The organism is Pseudomonas sp. YA1 (genome assembly GCF_058680555.1).
Genome location: NZ_JBZWBG010000001.1, coordinates 185,892 through 200,599 on the forward strand (window position 1 = coordinate 185,892; position 14,708 = coordinate 200,599).

Here is a 14,708-nt window from a genome sequence, read left to right on the forward strand (position 1 = left end):
CCTGGCGAGGACATGCGCGAATCGTCAAGACTCCCGCGGCGTCCTGCCCAAGGGCGGGCAGCCAGGATGCCGCCGCCTCAGCCCTTCGCCGGCGGCGGAAACATCGCCTGTACCTGGCCGTCGATGGTGCCCTGCACGCCCTTGCCCTTGGCGTCGACCTCGCTGGCGCCGCCGGAATTGAGGTCGAGGCGGCCGCCGGTGTCGATGTTGCCGTTGCCGCTGGCGTAGAGGTTGAAGGCGCTGCCGGAGATATTGATGGTGCCGTCGGCGTTGAACTCCACCACGCTCTTGCCGCAGACCAGGCGGATCTGCGCGCCGGCCTCGATCAGGTAGGTGCCGGTGACGCTGTCGCTCTTCGCCCCGCCCACCAGCAGGGTGTCGTTGAGCTTCACCGCGCGGGTGCGGTTGTTGCCGATGCGCGCCAGCTCGTCGTGGCCGATGCTCTTGTTGCGGTCGTGGCCGACCGACAGCGAGGCATCGTTCTCGACCAGGTTGTCCTGGTTGCGCTCGGCGTGGATGTATAACTGCTCGGCGCCCTTCTTGTCCTCCATGCGGATCTCGTTGAAGTTGGCCGGCGTGCCGCCCTTGCTCGAACGGCTCTTCATCCCGCTCTGGGTGGCGTTCGCCGGCAGCTCGTAGGGCACCGTCTGCTCGGCGTTGTAGACCCGCCCGGTGATGATCGGCCGGTCCGGGTCGCCTTCGAGGAAGCTGACGATCACTTCCTGGCCGATCCGCGGGATCTGCATCGAGCCCCAGTTCTTCCCGGCCCAGGCCTGGGACACGCGAATCCAGCAGGAGCTGTTCTCGTTCGACTGGTCGTGGCGATCCCAGTGGAAATGCACCTTGACCCGGCCGTATTGGTCGGTCCAGATCTCCTCGCCCTTGGGACCGACCACCACCGCGGTCTGCGGACCGCGCACCACCGGCACCGGGGTCTGCGGCAGGAGGCGGAACGACTGGCTGGCGTCGATGCAGTCCAGCTCGCTCTCGAACTGCGAGCCGGCGCCGCCGCTGCCGGTTTCGTAGAGTTCCTGGACCACCCGGTATTCGGCGCCGACCACCAGGTACTCGCGGTTCTGGTCATCGCGCGGATAGCCGCTCAGGCGGAACAGGTGTCCGGCGCCGATCCCACGCACCACGCCGCGCAGGCGCACGCGCTCGTGCTGCGCCTGGATCGCCTCGATGCGGTTGCGCGCGTACTGCTCGCCGTCCTGGCTCTGCACGTATTCGCCGGGATAGTCGTACAGCGGGTAGTCGGCCGCCGCGTGCGGCCGGGCGATGTTCGAACGCACCTCCAGGCGCGCGCCGGGGCGCTGGAAGTCGTAGTCGTTGAGGGTCAGCGAACCGGGCTGGACCTCGCGTGCCATCTGCCAGTCGAAGAAGTGGTCGCGTTCGCGATGGCCGAGGGTCGGCGGGTAGTACGGCACGCTGGCGTAGCCGCCCGGGCTGCGATGCGCGCCATAGGCGTCGGAGAGCACCAGGATGTGGCGCTTCTGCTCATGGCGGAACCAGTAGTAGATGCCCTCCTGTTCCATCAGCCGGCTGACGAAGTCGAAGCTGCTCTCGCGGTACTGCACGCAGTATTCCCACTCGCGGTAGGGGCGCGTGAGGGCATCCTCGAAATCGGAAAAGCCGAGGTCGCGGAACACCTGCTTGATGATCTCCGGCACGCTCTGGTTCTGGAAGATGCGGCAGTCCGAGGTGCGCGTCAGCAGCCACGGCCAGGGCCGCAGGGTGGCCTGGTAGCCGGCGAACTGGCCGTGCCCGGCCACCTGGCTACAGCGCGCGACGATGCCGTGGAAGAAGCGCCGGCTGCCGCCGGGCAGCTCCAGCGACAGGCTCATCGGCTTGCCGAGCAGCTGTTCCAGCGGCAGGTTGGGGTTTTCCGAGACCAGGTGCAGCTCGTAGGCGAACAACCGTCCCAGTTCCTCGCGTCCCTCCATGCGCTGCAACAGCAGCACGTCCGGCCCCAGCGGGCAATCCACCTGGACCAGGCGGGTCAGTTGCATCAATCCCATCGACGACTCCTTCTACTGCGCTGCATGTCGCCGGCTGTCACTCGGTCTCGGCGAAGTCGTAGTGGAACTGGTTGTCGCGGCTACTGATGCGTACCCCGGCCAACGGCTTGCCTTCGAGCATGCGGGTGAGGAACTCGCGGCTCATGTCCGGCAACAGCGTGTTGGTGAGGATCGCATCGATCATCCGGCCGCCGCTCTCGGTCTCGGTGCAGCGCGAGACGATCAGCTCGACGACGCCCTCGTCGAACTCGAACGGCACCTTGTGGGTCGCCTCCACGCGCTTCTTGATCCGCCCCAGTTGCAGGCGCGAGATGGCCTTGAGCATGTCGTCGCTGAGCGGGTAGTAGGGGATGGTCACCAGGCGGCCGAGCAGCGCCGGCGGGAAGATCTTCAGCAGCGGTTCGCGCAGCGACTTGGCGATGGCTTCCGGCTCGGGCATCAGTTCCGGATCGGCGCAGAGGCTGGCGATCATCTCGGTGCCGGCGTTGGTGGTGAGCAGGATCAGGGTGTTCTTGAAGTCGATCACCCGGCCTTCGCCGTCCTCCATCACGCCCTTGTCGAAGACCTGGAAGAAGATCTCGTGGACATCCGGGTGGGCCTTCTCCACTTCATCCAGCAGCACCACGCTGTAGGGCTTGCGGCGTACCGCCTCGGTCAGCACGCCGCCCTCGCCGTAGCCGATGTAGCCGGGCGGGGCGCCCTTGAGGGTGGAGACGGTGTGGGCTTCCTGGAACTCGCTCATGTTGATGGTGATGACGTTCTGCTCGCCGCCGTACATGGCCTCGGCCAGCGCCAGCGCGGTCTCGGTCTTGCCCACCCCGGAGGTGCCGGCGAGCATGAACACGCCGATCGGCTTGCTCGGGTTGTCGAGGCCGGCGCGGGAAGTCTGGATGCGCTTGGCGATCATCTCCAGCGCGTGGTCCTGGCCGATGATGCGCTTCTTCAGGTGCCGGTCGAGGTTGAGCACGGTGTCGATCTCGTTGCGCGCCATGCGGCCGACCGGGATGCCGGTCCAGTCGGCGACCACCGAGGCCACCGCCTGGTAGTCCACGGTCGGCAGGATCAGCGGCTCTTCGCCCTGCAACGCGCTCAGTTGCGCCTGCAGTTCCGCCAGCCGCGCATGCAGCGCCTGGCGCTGTTCCTCGTCGAGACGCGCCTCGCCTTCGCCCAGCGGCGCGCCGCCGGCGTCCACCGCTTCGGCGGCGGCGCGCAGACGGGCGCGGGTCTCCAGCAGTTCGTCGACCAGGCGTTTTTCCTCGGCCCAGCGCTGCTCCAGGGCGGCCAGGCGCTCGCGCTCCTCGGCCAGCAGGATCTCGGCGTTGCGCTGGCGTTCGGCGGTGGCGACGCCGATGGCGCTCTCGCGGCGGATGATCGCCAGCTCGGTCTCCAGCGCCTCGATGCGCCGGCGGCTATCGTCGACCTCGGCCGGCACCGCGTGCAGGCTGATGGCGGTGCGCGCGCAGGCGGTATCCAGCAGGCTCACCGACTTGTCCGGCAGCTGGCGCGCCGGGATGTAGCGGTGCGACAGCCGGACCGCCGCCTCCAGCGCCTCGTCGAGTATCTGCACCTGGTGGTGCTTCTCCATGGTCGACGCGACACCGCGCATCATCAGGATGGCCTTGTGCTCGGACGGCTCGTCCACCTGCACCACCTGGAAACGCCGGGTCAGCGCCGGGTCCTTCTCGATGTGCTTCTTGTACTCGGCCCAGGTGGTCGCCGCCACGGTGCGCAGGGTGCCGCGCGCCAGGGCCGGCTTGAGCAGGTTGGCGGCGTCGCCGGTGCCGGCCGCGCCACCGGCGCCGACCAGGGTGTGGGCTTCGTCGATGAACAGGATGATCGGCTTCTCGGAACTCTGCACGTCTTCGATCACCTGGCGCAGGCGCTGCTCGAACTCGCCCTTCATGCTCGCCCCGGCCTGCAGCAGGCCGACGTCGAGGGCGCGCAGTTCGACGTCCTTCAGCGCCGGCGGGACGTCGCCGGCGACGATGCGCAGGGCGAAGCCTTCCACCACCGCGGTCTTGCCGACACCGGCCTCGCCGGTGAGGATCGGGTTGTTCTGCCGGCGGCGCATGAGGATGTCCACCAACTGGCGGATCTCCTCGTCACGCCCGACGATGGGGTCGAGCTTGCCGCTGCGGGCCTGCTCGGTGAGGTCCACGGTAAAGCGCTTGAGCGCCTCCTGCTTGCCCATCGCGCTCGGCGCCAGGGCGCCGCTGGCCTCGCCCGGGGCGGCGCCGACGTTGAAGCCGTCGCTGGCCGACAGGCCGTTCTCCGGCGAGGCGCCGACGTACTCGTCGAAGCGCTCGGTGAGCGCCTCGACCTTGAGCTTGGCGAGTTCCGCCGACAGCCCGGTGAGGGCATGGCGCAGGCTCGGCGTCTTGAGGATGCCGATCACCAGGTAGCCGGTGCGCACCTGGCTCTCGCCGAACATCAGGCTGCCATAGACCCAGCCGCGCTCCACCGCTTCCTCGACATGGGAGGACAGGTCGGTGATCGAGGTCGAGCCGCGCGGCAGGCGGTCGAGGGCCTCGGTCAGGTCCTTGGCCAGGCGCGCCGGGTCGATCCCGGACTGGCGGACGATCTGGTGCAGGTCCGAGTCCGGCAACTGGAGGATCTGGTGGAACCAGTGCACCAGCTCGACATAGGGATTGCCGCGCAGCTTGCAGAATACCGTGGCGGCCTCGATGGCCTTGTAGGCCAGGCTGTTCAGCTTGCCGAACAGCGCAACGCGACTGATCTCACTCATGTTCCTTCTCCTTGTGCTCGTGCGGCCGCGCAGTGGCGTACTGGCGGGCCAGCAGTAGATCCCTGGCGTCCTGGCCGGGATCGCCCAGCCAGGTGTTGAAACCGAGCCGCCCGCCGCCCTGCAGGCCCAGGGGGGGTACTTCGTGGCGTTGCAGGACCAGGTTGACGTCCCAGTCCAGCTCCTCGCCCAGGTATTCGGCGACCCAGGCGGCCAGCTCGACGAAATGGTCGCCGTCGGGCAGGAAGCGCTGGTATTGATCGAGGTCCAGCGGCCCCAGGCGCAGGCGGAACTTGTGCTGGCGGTCCCAGACGTGGGTGCCCAGGCAGACGTCCATGCCCAGGCTCGTCGAGTCGACGCCGAGGCGGCTGCGCTCGGGCAGCTCCAGCCACTGGCCGACGTATTCCTCGACCGCCACCGGGACCTCGAAATACTCCGCGAGGATCACCCGCAGGCCGTCCGGGTAGCGGGTCTGCGCGGCGAGGTGGCCGGTGTAGTAGTAGCGTGCGGTGTCCGCCAGCGGCTCGCGCCCCCGCAGGCTCGGCATGCCGCGCCCGGAGAGCGCGGCGAGGCGCGCCGACCAGTAGTCGTCGTCGATCCGGTCGTGGCTGACCTCCGGCCGCGCCTCGGCCCAGGCCCGGTAGAACAGGGTCAGCAGGCGGTGGTGGAAGACGTCCATGAAGCGCTTGAAGGTCGCGTCGTTGACGTTGCGCTGGCGTTCCCGGGCGTATTCGGTGAGGTGCAGCGGCAGCGGCCCGTTGGGGCCGGTGAGGCCGAAGAAGAACTGGTCCAGGCGCGGCGTCGCGGCGGTGCCGGCCTGGCTCACCGAGGCCAGGGTCGAGGGCGCGAAGGTGCAGTCGGGCTTCTGCCCGAGACGCAGCGGGTCGTCCGCCAGCCGCACCGAATGACCGAGGCGCGGCAGTTGCGGCGACTCGCACTCGATGCGCCGCAGCGCCTGGAAGAAGTCATAGTCCCAGGGCGCCGCCGCCATCCCGGCGAGCAGGTTCAGAGGTTCGGACGGCTGCCCGGCTTCGCCTGCCATCTCATCACCTCGCCCCGTTCGCCGGTGCGCAGCACCGTCTCGGTAAAGCTGTTGATCGACACGTAGCGTGCCAGGAAGCGCTCGAACACAGCGCCGAGAAGGAACACCCCGGTGCCGCGGAACGCGTTCTCGTCGAAGTCCAGGGTGATCTCCAGGCCACGGCCGAAGACGATCGGCCCGGGCATCGGCAGGCGCCGCGTGCAAGGCTTGCTGCTGACCTCGCGCAGGCCCTCGATCTGCAGTTGCAGCGCCGGATCGCCGCTGTCGCCGTAGAGCCGCAGCAGCTCGCGCAGGGCGGCGGCGCCCTGGCCGCGCTCGGCCAGCGACAGGTAGTTCAGCGACAGCTGGCTGATCAGCCGCCAGGCGCTGGCATCGTGGGCACGGCTGGCGCGCGGCCGGCTCGGTCCGGCGAGGCAGCGCACCTGCATGACCGGGGCGCTGTCCTCCAGGGTGAAGTCGCTCTTGTGCGCGCCGATCGGCATGAACAGCGGCAGGTCGCGGTTGGTGCACAGCGCGGCGATGCCGAGCTGGCGCAGGTCGTGGCGATAGGGCGCCTGGTTGGCGTCGACCAGGGCGACGAAGGTCTCGCTGCCGACGTAGGTCGAGCGCGGGCCCTTGCGCCGCTGCTTGCTGGACAGCACGCGCGGTTCGCGGCGCACGCTGAAGTAGGCCTGCTCGCGGCCGTAGCGCGCCGGGTCGCGCACCGCGTAGAACGGTTGGAAGGGTTGCTCCGGACCGCTGCCGTGGCCGCTCACCTGTTGCAGCGAATGCACCTCGAAATCCAGCGGACGGGTGCGGTCGACGATCACATGATGCTCATTGACCCGGTCGGACAGGTGGATGCGGTCGCAGCGGCGCGGGAACAGGTTGATCGCCGGGGTGCAGAACGGCACCAGTTGCTCCGCGTCCACCGTGCCCTCCAGGCGCTGGTCGTGCTTGCCGAACAGCACGACCAGTTCCAGCTCCTCGCCGTGGCATCGACGCAGGGCGCGGTTCAGGCCGGAGAACTCGACGAACAGGAAGCGCGCCGGCAGGGCGAAGTATTCCTGCAGCAGGCGGTAGCCCTGGAACGCCCGCGGCACCACCGGCAGCAGCGCGTCCTCGTCGTCGAAGCCACGCGCACGCAGGCTGCTCGTCGGCAGGCGTTCGACCCAGGCATTGTCCGGGGCGCGGACGAACACCGCGCAGGCGTTGCCGAGCAATTGTTCGTAGAGGCGGTAGGGTTGTTCGTCGGCGCCGTGCAGGTAGAGCGGCAGGGCGTCCAGCGACAGGCTGTCGAACGGGATACCGGCGCCGCTGCGCAGGCGGATGCGCAGGCCGGCCTTGGCCCGCGGCTCACTGGCGGCGAGGCGGCCGAGCACCGCGGCGGGATTGCCGAAGTAGTCGGCCTGGGCCACTTCCAGCGGCCACAGGGTCACCGGGTGGGCGGTGCGGTATTCGCAGGCGGTCTGGTCGTCGGGGCCGAGCTGGCCGCGCAGGGAGGCCCCGCGCTCGACGCTGAAGCCGCTGCTCAGGGCGCCTTCGTTGGGGTCCGGGCGCAGCTGCACCACGGTCATCGACGGAGTCGGCGCCAGGTAGTGCGGGTAGGCGATTTCCAGCAGGTTGTGGGTGAAGGTCGGGTACTCCGCGTCGAGCTTCAGCTGGACCCGCGCGGTGAGATAGGCGAAACCTTCCAGCAGGCGCTCGACGTAGGGGTCGGCGCACTCGAAGCCGGACAGCGACAGGCGCCCGGCGATCTTCGGGAACTCCTCGGCGAACTCCGCGGCGCTTTCGCGGATGTGTTGCAATTCCTGGTTGTAGTACTCGAGCAGGCGCGGGTTCATGTACGCCTCCGCTCGCCCTGGGCGACGCGCACGTGGCCGGTCTCCAGGTCCAGGTTGGTGGTCAGCAGCAGGCGCAGCGGCGCCGGTTCGGCCCAGAGATCACCCTCGATCTCGAAGCTCAGGGCGTTGTGGTCCATCTCGCCGGGCAGCAGTTGCGCGCGCACCCGCAACGAAGAACGGATGATGCGCGGCTCGAAGGTGGCGATGGTCTCGGTGAGCAGCGCCTCGATGGCATGCACGTCGACGCTCGACGCGGTGTGCCCGGCCAGCGCCGGCAGCCCGTAGTTGAGCACCGAGTTGCCGGCCGGCATCCGTGCGGCGGGGCCGGGGTCGAACAGCGAGGTGGTGTTGAACAGCCACGCCAGGTCGCGCAGCACCGAGGCCTTCAGCTGGCTCAGGGTCAGCACCCGGCGCTCCGCGGCTTCCTTGAGGTTGCCCGGCTCGTCGTCGGTGAGGCGGTCGAGCAGCGACGGCTGCAGGCGCTCCTGGAGGGTCAGTTCGGCCATATCAGGCGTCCGTCGGCTCGAAGTCCAGCTCACGCAGGTCGAACAGCGCGGTCTCGCCGGCATCGGTGACGAACAGCCGCTGGCCGACCGGCAGGCCGCTATCCAGCCATTCGGTCTTGCGCCCCAGGCGCGCGGCGTCGTCGCCGTGCTCGACGGTTTCCGCGTAGCGCGCCGGCAGCAGCGCGACGGTGGCGCCACCGTTGGTCAGGGTCAGTTCGGCCGGCAGCCAGACCAGGTCGCGCAGGTCGCTCGGCGCCTCGACCTTGAGGCTGCGCAGGTTGCTCATCGGCAACCAGGCATAGCGACCGTTGACGATTACCTCGAGCACCGGGCCGAGGCGCGTGTCGGCATCCGCCAGCCAGGCGAACGGCGCTTCGCCGATCCGCCCGGGCACCGCCGGCGCGGCGTCGAAGGCCTGCTCGCGCAGGGCCTGGGCGGCCTCGCCATGGCCCTCGGCGTCCAGGCTCAGGGCCTGCAACAGCGGCGCGATCCATTCCGCCGGCTGGCCGAGGATCACCGGCGTCAGGCGCCCGGCGAACACCTCGCGGCGCAGCGCCTCGCAGTCGATGGCGGTGGAGTAGGTCTGTACCATCGGCAGCGCCGAGGCATCCAGTTCGCCGACCACCTTGAGCTGGTTCTGCGCCCGCGCCCACTGGCCCATCACGGCCAGCAGCTGGAACAGGAAGATCCGCAGGGTGGCGTTCGACGGCTGGCTGCGCACCTGTTCCTGCAAGGCTTTCAAGGCATCGTCCAGGCGCCCGGCGCGCAACAGTTCTTCGGCGATCATCGCGATACTTCCCTGTAGCCGGGAGCCCAGGCGCCCGGATGCGAATGAAGGGTCGGCCATGGCGCCCGGCGGACGCGACGGACGACCCGGTGGAATTCAGTACCTCCGGCAGGAGGTCGGGCGGACGAGGTCCGCGGCGCGCCGCGCGCGCCTTCGGCACCCGGCATGGCGGGCGCTCGCACCGGCCACGGCATGGCCTGGCCACGCCATGACCGGCAGCCGGCTCATCAGGCCTGCACGTTCTGGCGGATGTTCCAGCCGTACTTGACCGGACCGCCGTCCTTCGCGCCATCCGCCTTCTGCGGCTGGTAGTCGACCTGGACCTGGGCGAAGTTCAGGGTCACGTTCTCGGTCAGGCGATCCTCGCCACCGCTGCCGCCGGTGCTCACCGAGGACACCAGGACTTCCTTCAGGGTGATGATCAGGTACTCGACCTGGTTCTCGCCGCCGGCCTTGCGGATGGTCAGCTTCGCCTGCGGATAGTGCTTGCCGCTGGAGCAGGCCATCATCAGGTTGGGCGTGGACTTGTCGATGTACTTGGTGAACGACAGGTCCTGCACGTTGACCTTGCCGGCGCCGCCGCCACCGCCCATGTGCATCGACCCGGACTGGGACATGCCCCAGCTCCATGCCAGCACGTCGATTTCCTCGGCGTGAGTCTTGTCCTTGGACTCACCCTTGACGTCGCCGATCTTGATGAACATATCAACAGCCATCTTTCCTCCCGTGTGGCTCGCGCCACTACGCTATGCAAGCGCCCGCCACCATGGCAGGCGCTGTCGTTGAATGCCTCAGGCCTCTTTGGCCGAAGGCAGCTTGGATACCAGGCGTAGCGATACCGTCAGTCCCTCGAGCTGGTAGTGCGGGCGAAGGAAGAACTTCGAGTTGTAGTAACCCGGATTGCCTTCGACTTCCTCCACCACCACTTCGGCCGCCGCCAGCGGGTGCTGGGCCTTGGTGGTCTCGGTGGAGTGGGCCGGGTCGCCGTCGACGTAGTTGAGGATCCAGTCCTGCAGCCAGCGCTGCATCTCGTCCTTCTCCTTGAAGGAACCGATCTTGTCGCGAACGATGCACTTCAGGTAATGGGCGAAGCGGCAGGTGGCGAACAGGTAGGGCAGGCGCGCCGCCAAGTTGGCGTTGGCGGTGGCGTCCGGATCGTCGTACTCGGCGGGTTTCTGCAGCGACTGCGCGCCGATGAAGGCGGCGAAGTCGGTGTTCTTCTTGTGCAGCAGCGGCATGAAGCCGTTCTTCGCCAGCTCCGCCTCGCGGCGGTCGGAAATGGCGATCTCGGTCGGGCACTTCATGTCCACGCCGCCGTCGTCGGTGGGGAAGGTGTGCGCCGGCAGGCCCTGCACCTCGCCGCCGGACTCGACGCCACGGATCCGCGAGCACCAGCCGTAGAGCTTGAAGGAGCGGTTGATATTGACCGCCATCGCGTAGGCCGAGTTGGCCCAGGCGTACTTGCTGCTGTCGGCGCCGTCGGTTTCTTCCTCGAAGGCGAACTCTTCCACCGGATCGGTCTTCGCCCCGTAGGGCAGGCGCGCCAGGAAGCGCGGCATGGTCAGGCCGATGTAGCGGGAGTCCTCGGACTCGCGCAGCGAACGCCAGCCGGCGTATTCCGGGGTGGTGAAGATCTTGGTCAGGTCGCGCGGGTTGGACAGCTCCTGCCAGGAACCCATGCCCATCACCGTCGGCGAGGCGGCGGAGATGAACGGCGCGTGCATGGCGGCGGAGATCTTCGCCATCTCGCCGAGCAGCTCGACGTCCGGCGGCGACTGGTCGAAGTAGTAGTCGCCGACCAGGCAGCCATAGGGCTCGCCGCCGAACTGGCCGTATTCCTCTTCGTAGAGCTTCTTGAAGATCGGGCTCTGGTCCCAGGTGGTGCCCTTGAATTTCTTCAGGGTCTTGTGCAGCTCCGGCTTGGAGATGTTCAGCACGCGGATCTTCAGTTGCTCGTCGGTCTCGGTGTTGTTGACCAGGTAGTGCAGGCCGCGCCAGGCGCTTTCCAGTTGCTGGAAGTCGGCGTGGTGCATGATCAGGTTGACCTGCGCGGTGAGCTTGGCGTCGATCGCCGCGATGATCGACTCGATCGACTTGATCGCGTCGTTGGAGATCAGGCTGGTCTGCTCCAGGGCATGCTCGGCGAGGGTCCGCACGGCGGTCTCCACCGCTTCGCGGGCGCGCTCGGTCTTGGGCTTGAACTCCTGCAACAGCAGGCTGGCGAACTCACTGGTCTGCTCGGTGGTGGTCTGGCCCTGGGCCAGGTTCTCGGTGCTCAATTCGGCCATGCTGGAATCCTCTTACGCCTGCGGCTCGTCGTCTTTGGGCTTCGGCGCGCTGGCCAGGGCCTGAAGCAGGGCCGGGTCCTTGATCGCCTTCATGATCATTTCCTCGGCGCCGGTCTTGCCGTCCATGTAGGTCAGCAGGTTGGCCAGCTGGGTACGCGCCTCGAGCAGCTTGTTCAGCGAATCGACCTTGCGCGCCACCGCGGCGGGGCTGAAGTCGTCCATGCTCTCGAAGGTGATGTCCAGGCTCAGGTTGCCTTCGCCGGTCAGCACGTTCGGTACGTTGAAGGCCACCCGCGGCTTCATCGCCTTCAGCCGGGCATCGAAGTTGTCCACGTCGATCTCCAGGAACTTGCGGTCGGCGACCGCCGCCTGGGGTTCGGCGGGCTTGCCGGCGAGGTCGGCCATGACGCCCATGACGAAGGGCAACTGGACCTTCTTCTCGGCACCGTACAGCTCCACGTCGTACTCGATCTGCACGCGTGGCGCCCGGTTCCTGGCGATGAACTTCTGACTGCTGGTAGTGCTTCCCATCTTGTTTCTCCCTCGCGCGACGGCGGTTGTTAGCGCCGTCGGAATCGCCCCGGCGGCTTGCAGCGTTGGCCCGGACGGCCGCTAGGCGTTACTCGCTTTCCGGGCCTCGCAGGGTTTCGAACTGGGAAATCCCATCGGGGATGAGATTCCTCACGATTTCGGCGAAGTCGGCCGTCACCAGTGTCTTGGCGCGCTTGAGCAGCACCGGCACCGGACTCGACGGCTCGTGGCGAACGTAATACTCGAGCAGGCGATCGAGCTGGCGCAGGACGTCTTCGCGGTTGGCGATCTCGCCGCTGGCACGCGGTGCCGGCGCGGCGACGGCTGCGACAGGCGCGGCGCCCCCCTGCTCGCCGGTGGCCGCTTCGGCGCCCGGCGCCAAGGGCTCGCCGGCGCCCTGCGGGCCGTACAGGTCGAACACCTGGAGGGCCTGGCGCAGCAGTTGACGAAGGGGACCGAGGTCGAGGCCCTGGGCCGAGCCGACCCGTTCGGCGACGCCGCTCTCGATGGCCAGGGCATGTTCCTGGGCGCCATCCAGGGCGCGCCGGGTGGCGGCCAGCGCATCGGCGTCGGCATCGGCGAAGGCGCCGGCGATCTGCTCGGGACTCAGGGTCTCGCTGGCGAAGCGTTGCAGCCCGGCGGCGTTCAGCGCGGCGCGCAGGTTGACCGGGCCGAACGCCCGCGAGCGCACCAGCGGGATCGCCCAGACCAGTTGCAGCAACGGTTCGGCGACCAGGCCGGTGAGGGCGTTGATACGGAAGGTGGGGTCGTTGTCGTCATCGGCGTCGAGCAGCGGATAGACGCCGTCCCAGTACTGGCCGAGCAGCTCGCGGACCAGCAGCAGGCCGTCGGCGAGCCCGTCCAGGCCGTCGAGGGCGACGTTGCTCTGCAGCAGCAGGTTGGCTACCCGCAGGTCCTTGCTACGGCCGAACAGCTCGCTGGCCAGCGCGCGTACGCGCGGCCACTCCGGCGGTTCGGCGGGCAGCACGGCATCGCCCATCTGGCGCTCGGGTTGGCCCTGGGCGATGCGTTCGAGTTCGAGGAACGCGGCGTCGTACTCCAGATCGTCGCCACAGGGCGAGTCCGGGGATACGGCGGCCAGCAAAACGGGTACATCCAGCACGGTGACGATCTCCCTATCATCGGAGCCGCTGCGCGGCCCTCACCTTCGCTTGTAAGATCCACTCCGTCGGATCTTGTAGGAGCCATTGATGAATATCGGATGACTCGAAAGGTTGGCAAAATTCTTGTGGCATGCCGCAAGGCTTGTCAAGGAAGGCACAACGCCACTAGTTGCATGACACCGCAGATCGGACAAATCTTTAAAAGACGTAGGATTAGTCTTTTATAATCCGGTACCACCCGATGTGTCTTCCCGAGGCGACGAAACGCCGGAAAGCCGTCGGGCCAGCCTGGATGCGAACCGAAATCCCTCGGGCACGGGGGTGAGCGCCTGGAAGAGCCGGGCGCTGGCAATGCAAGGAGTAGCAATGCCGCTGCGATTGACCATCACCAGCTACCACAAGCTGACCCCCGGTCAGTGTTCGGAAAAGGTACTGGACCAGGGACAGCTGACCATCGGTCGGGGCCCGGACAACGACTGGGTCCTGCCGGACCCGGAGCGCCTGGTCTCCAGCCGCCACTGCACCATCCTCAACCGCGACGGGGTGTACTACCTCACCGACACCAGCACCAACGGCGTGCTGCTGGTCAATGCCGGGCACCGCCTGCGCCGCGGCAACAGCGAGCCGCTGCAGGACGGCGAGACCGTCCGCCTCGGCGAATACGACATCCTCGTTCAGCTCGGCCATGACATCGCCCTGCCCGGCAGCGGCAATCCGCAGACCGATCCGTTCACCAGCTTCGACGCCCTGATGAGCCGGCAGGCCGCCGGATCGGCGCCTGCCTTCGCCGAACCGGCGCCCACCCCGCACCCCGCGGTGACGGCGCATTTCCAGGGCGGCTCGCCGCTGGACACCAAGCCCGACCTGTTCGACTTCCTCACCCCGCCGCCGCCCGGCGCGGCGCCGCGTCCGGACCATGTACCGGCCGAACAGCACGACTTCCGCCCGCCGGAACCGGTGATCCCGCCGCCCCCCGCGACCACCCCGGCGCCACCGCCCGCTGGCGGCGCACCGCTGATTCCGGCCGACTGGGACCCGTTCGCCGAACTGCTCGGCAACACGCCCGCGCCAAGCGCCACGCCCGTCGCCCAGCCGCAGCCAGCGGCCGAACCGACGCCGCTGGCGATGCCCTTCGCCGACCCTGGGATCACCCAACAGCCACAGCCACAGCCACAGCCACAGCCACAGCCACAGCCAGCCAGCGTGGCGGCGCCGACGCCACCGGCAAGCGCCGCCGCGACGGCCGGCGGCGACCTGCTGCAGGCGTTCCTGCGCGGCGCCGGCATGACCCAGTTGAAGGTCGACCCGGCCGGCGCCGAAGCGCAGATGGAAGCCATCGGCCGCAGCTATCGCGGCCTGGTGGAAGGACTGGTGGACGTGCTGCGCGCGCGGGCCAGCCTGAAGGGCGAGTTCCGCATGGCGCAGACCATGATCCAGCCGGTGCAGAACAACCCGCTGAAGTTCGCGCCGAACGTCGACGAAGCCATGCTGCTCCTGTTGCGCCGCGACAACCAGGCGTTCATGGCGCCGGATCGCGCGGTGGCCGACAGCTTCGAAGACCTCAAGGCGCACCAGCTGGCGGTGATGGCCGGCGTGCAGGCCGCCATCCGCCACCTGCTGGCGCGCTTCGAACCGGCCGCGCTGGAAGCCCGCTTCGGCAAGCCGGCCGGGCTTTCCGGCCTGCTGCCGGGAGCCCGCCAGGCACAGAACTGGGACAGTTTCACCGAGCTGTACGCGAAGATCCTGCGCGAGGCGGAGGACGACTTCCAGGAGCTTTTCGGCCGCGAATTCAGCCGCGCCTACGAGGAACACAGCGCTCGACTACGGCGTTCCTGACGCCAACGAA

The 14,708-nt window shown here is 68.3% G+C and carries 11 protein-coding genes; 1 reads left to right on the forward strand and 10 read right to left on the reverse strand.

What is annotated here, in order from left to right; genetic code table 11:
* Nucleotides 1–77 precede the first annotated feature (77 nt).
* The 10 genes from vgrG1a to tssA form a co-directional block, all read right to left on the reverse strand.
* Nucleotides 78–2,009, reverse strand: coding sequence for a type VI secretion system spike protein VgrG1a (vgrG1a, locus tag AC4OR5_RS00875; protein ID WP_079388569.1), 1,932 nt, complete (start codon nucleotides 2,007–2,009; stop codon nucleotides 78–80).
* Nucleotides 2,010–2,055: 46 nt separating this feature from the next.
* Nucleotides 2,056–4,764, reverse strand: a complete 2,709-nt coding sequence (gene tssH, locus AC4OR5_RS00880) for a type VI secretion system ATPase TssH (protein ID WP_116271271.1) — start codon at nucleotides 4,762–4,764, stop codon at nucleotides 2,056–2,058.
* A complete protein-coding gene (gene tssG, locus AC4OR5_RS00885; RefSeq protein WP_058159891.1) occupies nucleotides 4,757–5,803 on the reverse strand; it encodes a type VI secretion system baseplate subunit TssG in 1,047 nt (348 codons plus the stop codon). The genes tssH and tssG overlap by 8 nt, the downstream gene beginning before the upstream one ends.
* Complete coding sequence (gene tssF / locus AC4OR5_RS00890) at nucleotides 5,767–7,626, reverse strand: type VI secretion system baseplate subunit TssF (RefSeq protein ID WP_003083676.1); 1,860 nt, start codon at nucleotides 7,624–7,626, stop codon at nucleotides 5,767–5,769. Before tssF ends, tssG begins: the two co-directional genes overlap by 37 nt.
* On the reverse strand, nucleotides 7,623–8,132 hold the full coding sequence (gene tssE / locus AC4OR5_RS00895) for a type VI secretion system baseplate subunit TssE (RefSeq protein WP_003083674.1): 510 nt from the start codon (nucleotides 8,130–8,132) through the stop codon (nucleotides 7,623–7,625). The genes tssF and tssE overlap by 4 nt, the downstream gene beginning before the upstream one ends.
* A 1-nt stretch (nucleotide 8,133) precedes the next feature.
* The gene (gene tagJ, locus AC4OR5_RS00900) at nucleotides 8,134–8,979 is read right to left on the reverse strand and encodes a type VI secretion system accessory protein TagJ (RefSeq protein ID WP_079382334.1); all 846 of its coding nucleotides are present in this window, start codon (nucleotides 8,977–8,979) and stop codon (nucleotides 8,134–8,136) included.
* Nucleotides 8,980–9,146: 167 nt separating this feature from the next.
* Nucleotides 9,147–9,635: a type VI secretion system receptor/chaperone Hcp gene (hcp, locus tag AC4OR5_RS00905; RefSeq protein ID WP_003083670.1), complete on the reverse strand. Its 489-nt coding sequence runs from the start codon at nucleotides 9,633–9,635 to the stop codon at nucleotides 9,147–9,149.
* 75 nt (nucleotides 9,636–9,710) lie between these two features.
* Nucleotides 9,711–11,207 (reverse strand): type VI secretion system contractile sheath large subunit, encoded by a 1,497-nt coding sequence (gene tssC / locus AC4OR5_RS00910; RefSeq protein ID WP_003104973.1) that lies wholly within the window; start codon nucleotides 11,205–11,207, stop codon nucleotides 9,711–9,713.
* A gap of 12 nt (nucleotides 11,208–11,219) precedes the next feature.
* Nucleotides 11,220–11,738, reverse strand: coding sequence for a type VI secretion system contractile sheath small subunit (gene tssB / locus AC4OR5_RS00915; protein WP_003083666.1), 519 nt, complete (start codon nucleotides 11,736–11,738; stop codon nucleotides 11,220–11,222).
* A gap of 88 nt (nucleotides 11,739–11,826) precedes the next feature.
* Complete coding sequence (gene tssA / locus AC4OR5_RS00920; RefSeq protein WP_023100711.1) at nucleotides 11,827–12,861, reverse strand: type VI secretion system protein TssA; 1,035 nt, start codon at nucleotides 12,859–12,861, stop codon at nucleotides 11,827–11,829.
* 367 nt (nucleotides 12,862–13,228) lie between these two features.
* On the opposite strand from tssA, the gene tagH reads away from it, so the two are divergent.
* A complete protein-coding gene (tagH, locus tag AC4OR5_RS00925) occupies nucleotides 13,229–14,698 on the forward strand; it encodes a type VI secretion system-associated FHA domain protein TagH (protein ID WP_074207618.1) in 1,470 nt (489 codons plus the stop codon).
* Nucleotides 14,699–14,708: the final 10 nt, after the last annotated feature.

Excerpts from the sequence above, each read along its gene's own strand:
- vgrG1a (WP_079388569.1), bottom strand. The coding sequence starts at position 2,009 with ATGCAACTGACCCGCCTGGTCCAGGTGGATTGCCCGCTGGGGCCGGAC.
- tssH (WP_116271271.1), bottom strand. The coding sequence starts at position 4,764 with ATGAGTGAGATCAGTCGCGTTGCGCTGTTCGGCAAGCTGAACAGCCTG.
- tssG (WP_058159891.1), bottom strand. The coding sequence starts at position 5,803 with ATGGCAGGCGAAGCCGGGCAGCCGTCCGAACCTCTGAACCTGCTCGCC.
- tssF (WP_003083676.1), bottom strand. The coding sequence starts at position 7,626 with ATGAACCCGCGCCTGCTCGAGTACTACAACCAGGAATTGCAACACATC.
- tssE (WP_003083674.1), bottom strand. The coding sequence starts at position 8,132 with ATGGCCGAACTGACCCTCCAGGAGCGCCTGCAGCCGTCGCTGCTCGAC.
- tagJ (WP_079382334.1), bottom strand. The coding sequence starts at position 8,979 with ATGGCCGACCCTTCATTCGCATCCGGGCGCCTGGGCTCCCGGCTACAG.
- hcp (WP_003083670.1), bottom strand. The coding sequence starts at position 9,635 with ATGGCTGTTGATATGTTCATCAAGATCGGCGACGTCAAGGGTGAGTCC.
- tssC (WP_003104973.1), bottom strand. The coding sequence starts at position 11,207 with ATGGCCGAATTGAGCACCGAGAACCTGGCCCAGGGCCAGACCACCACC.
- tssB (WP_003083666.1), bottom strand. The coding sequence starts at position 11,738 with ATGGGAAGCACTACCAGCAGTCAGAAGTTCATCGCCAGGAACCGGGCG.
- tagH (WP_074207618.1), top strand. The coding sequence starts at position 13,229 with ATGCCGCTGCGATTGACCATCACCAGCTACCACAAGCTGACCCCCGGT.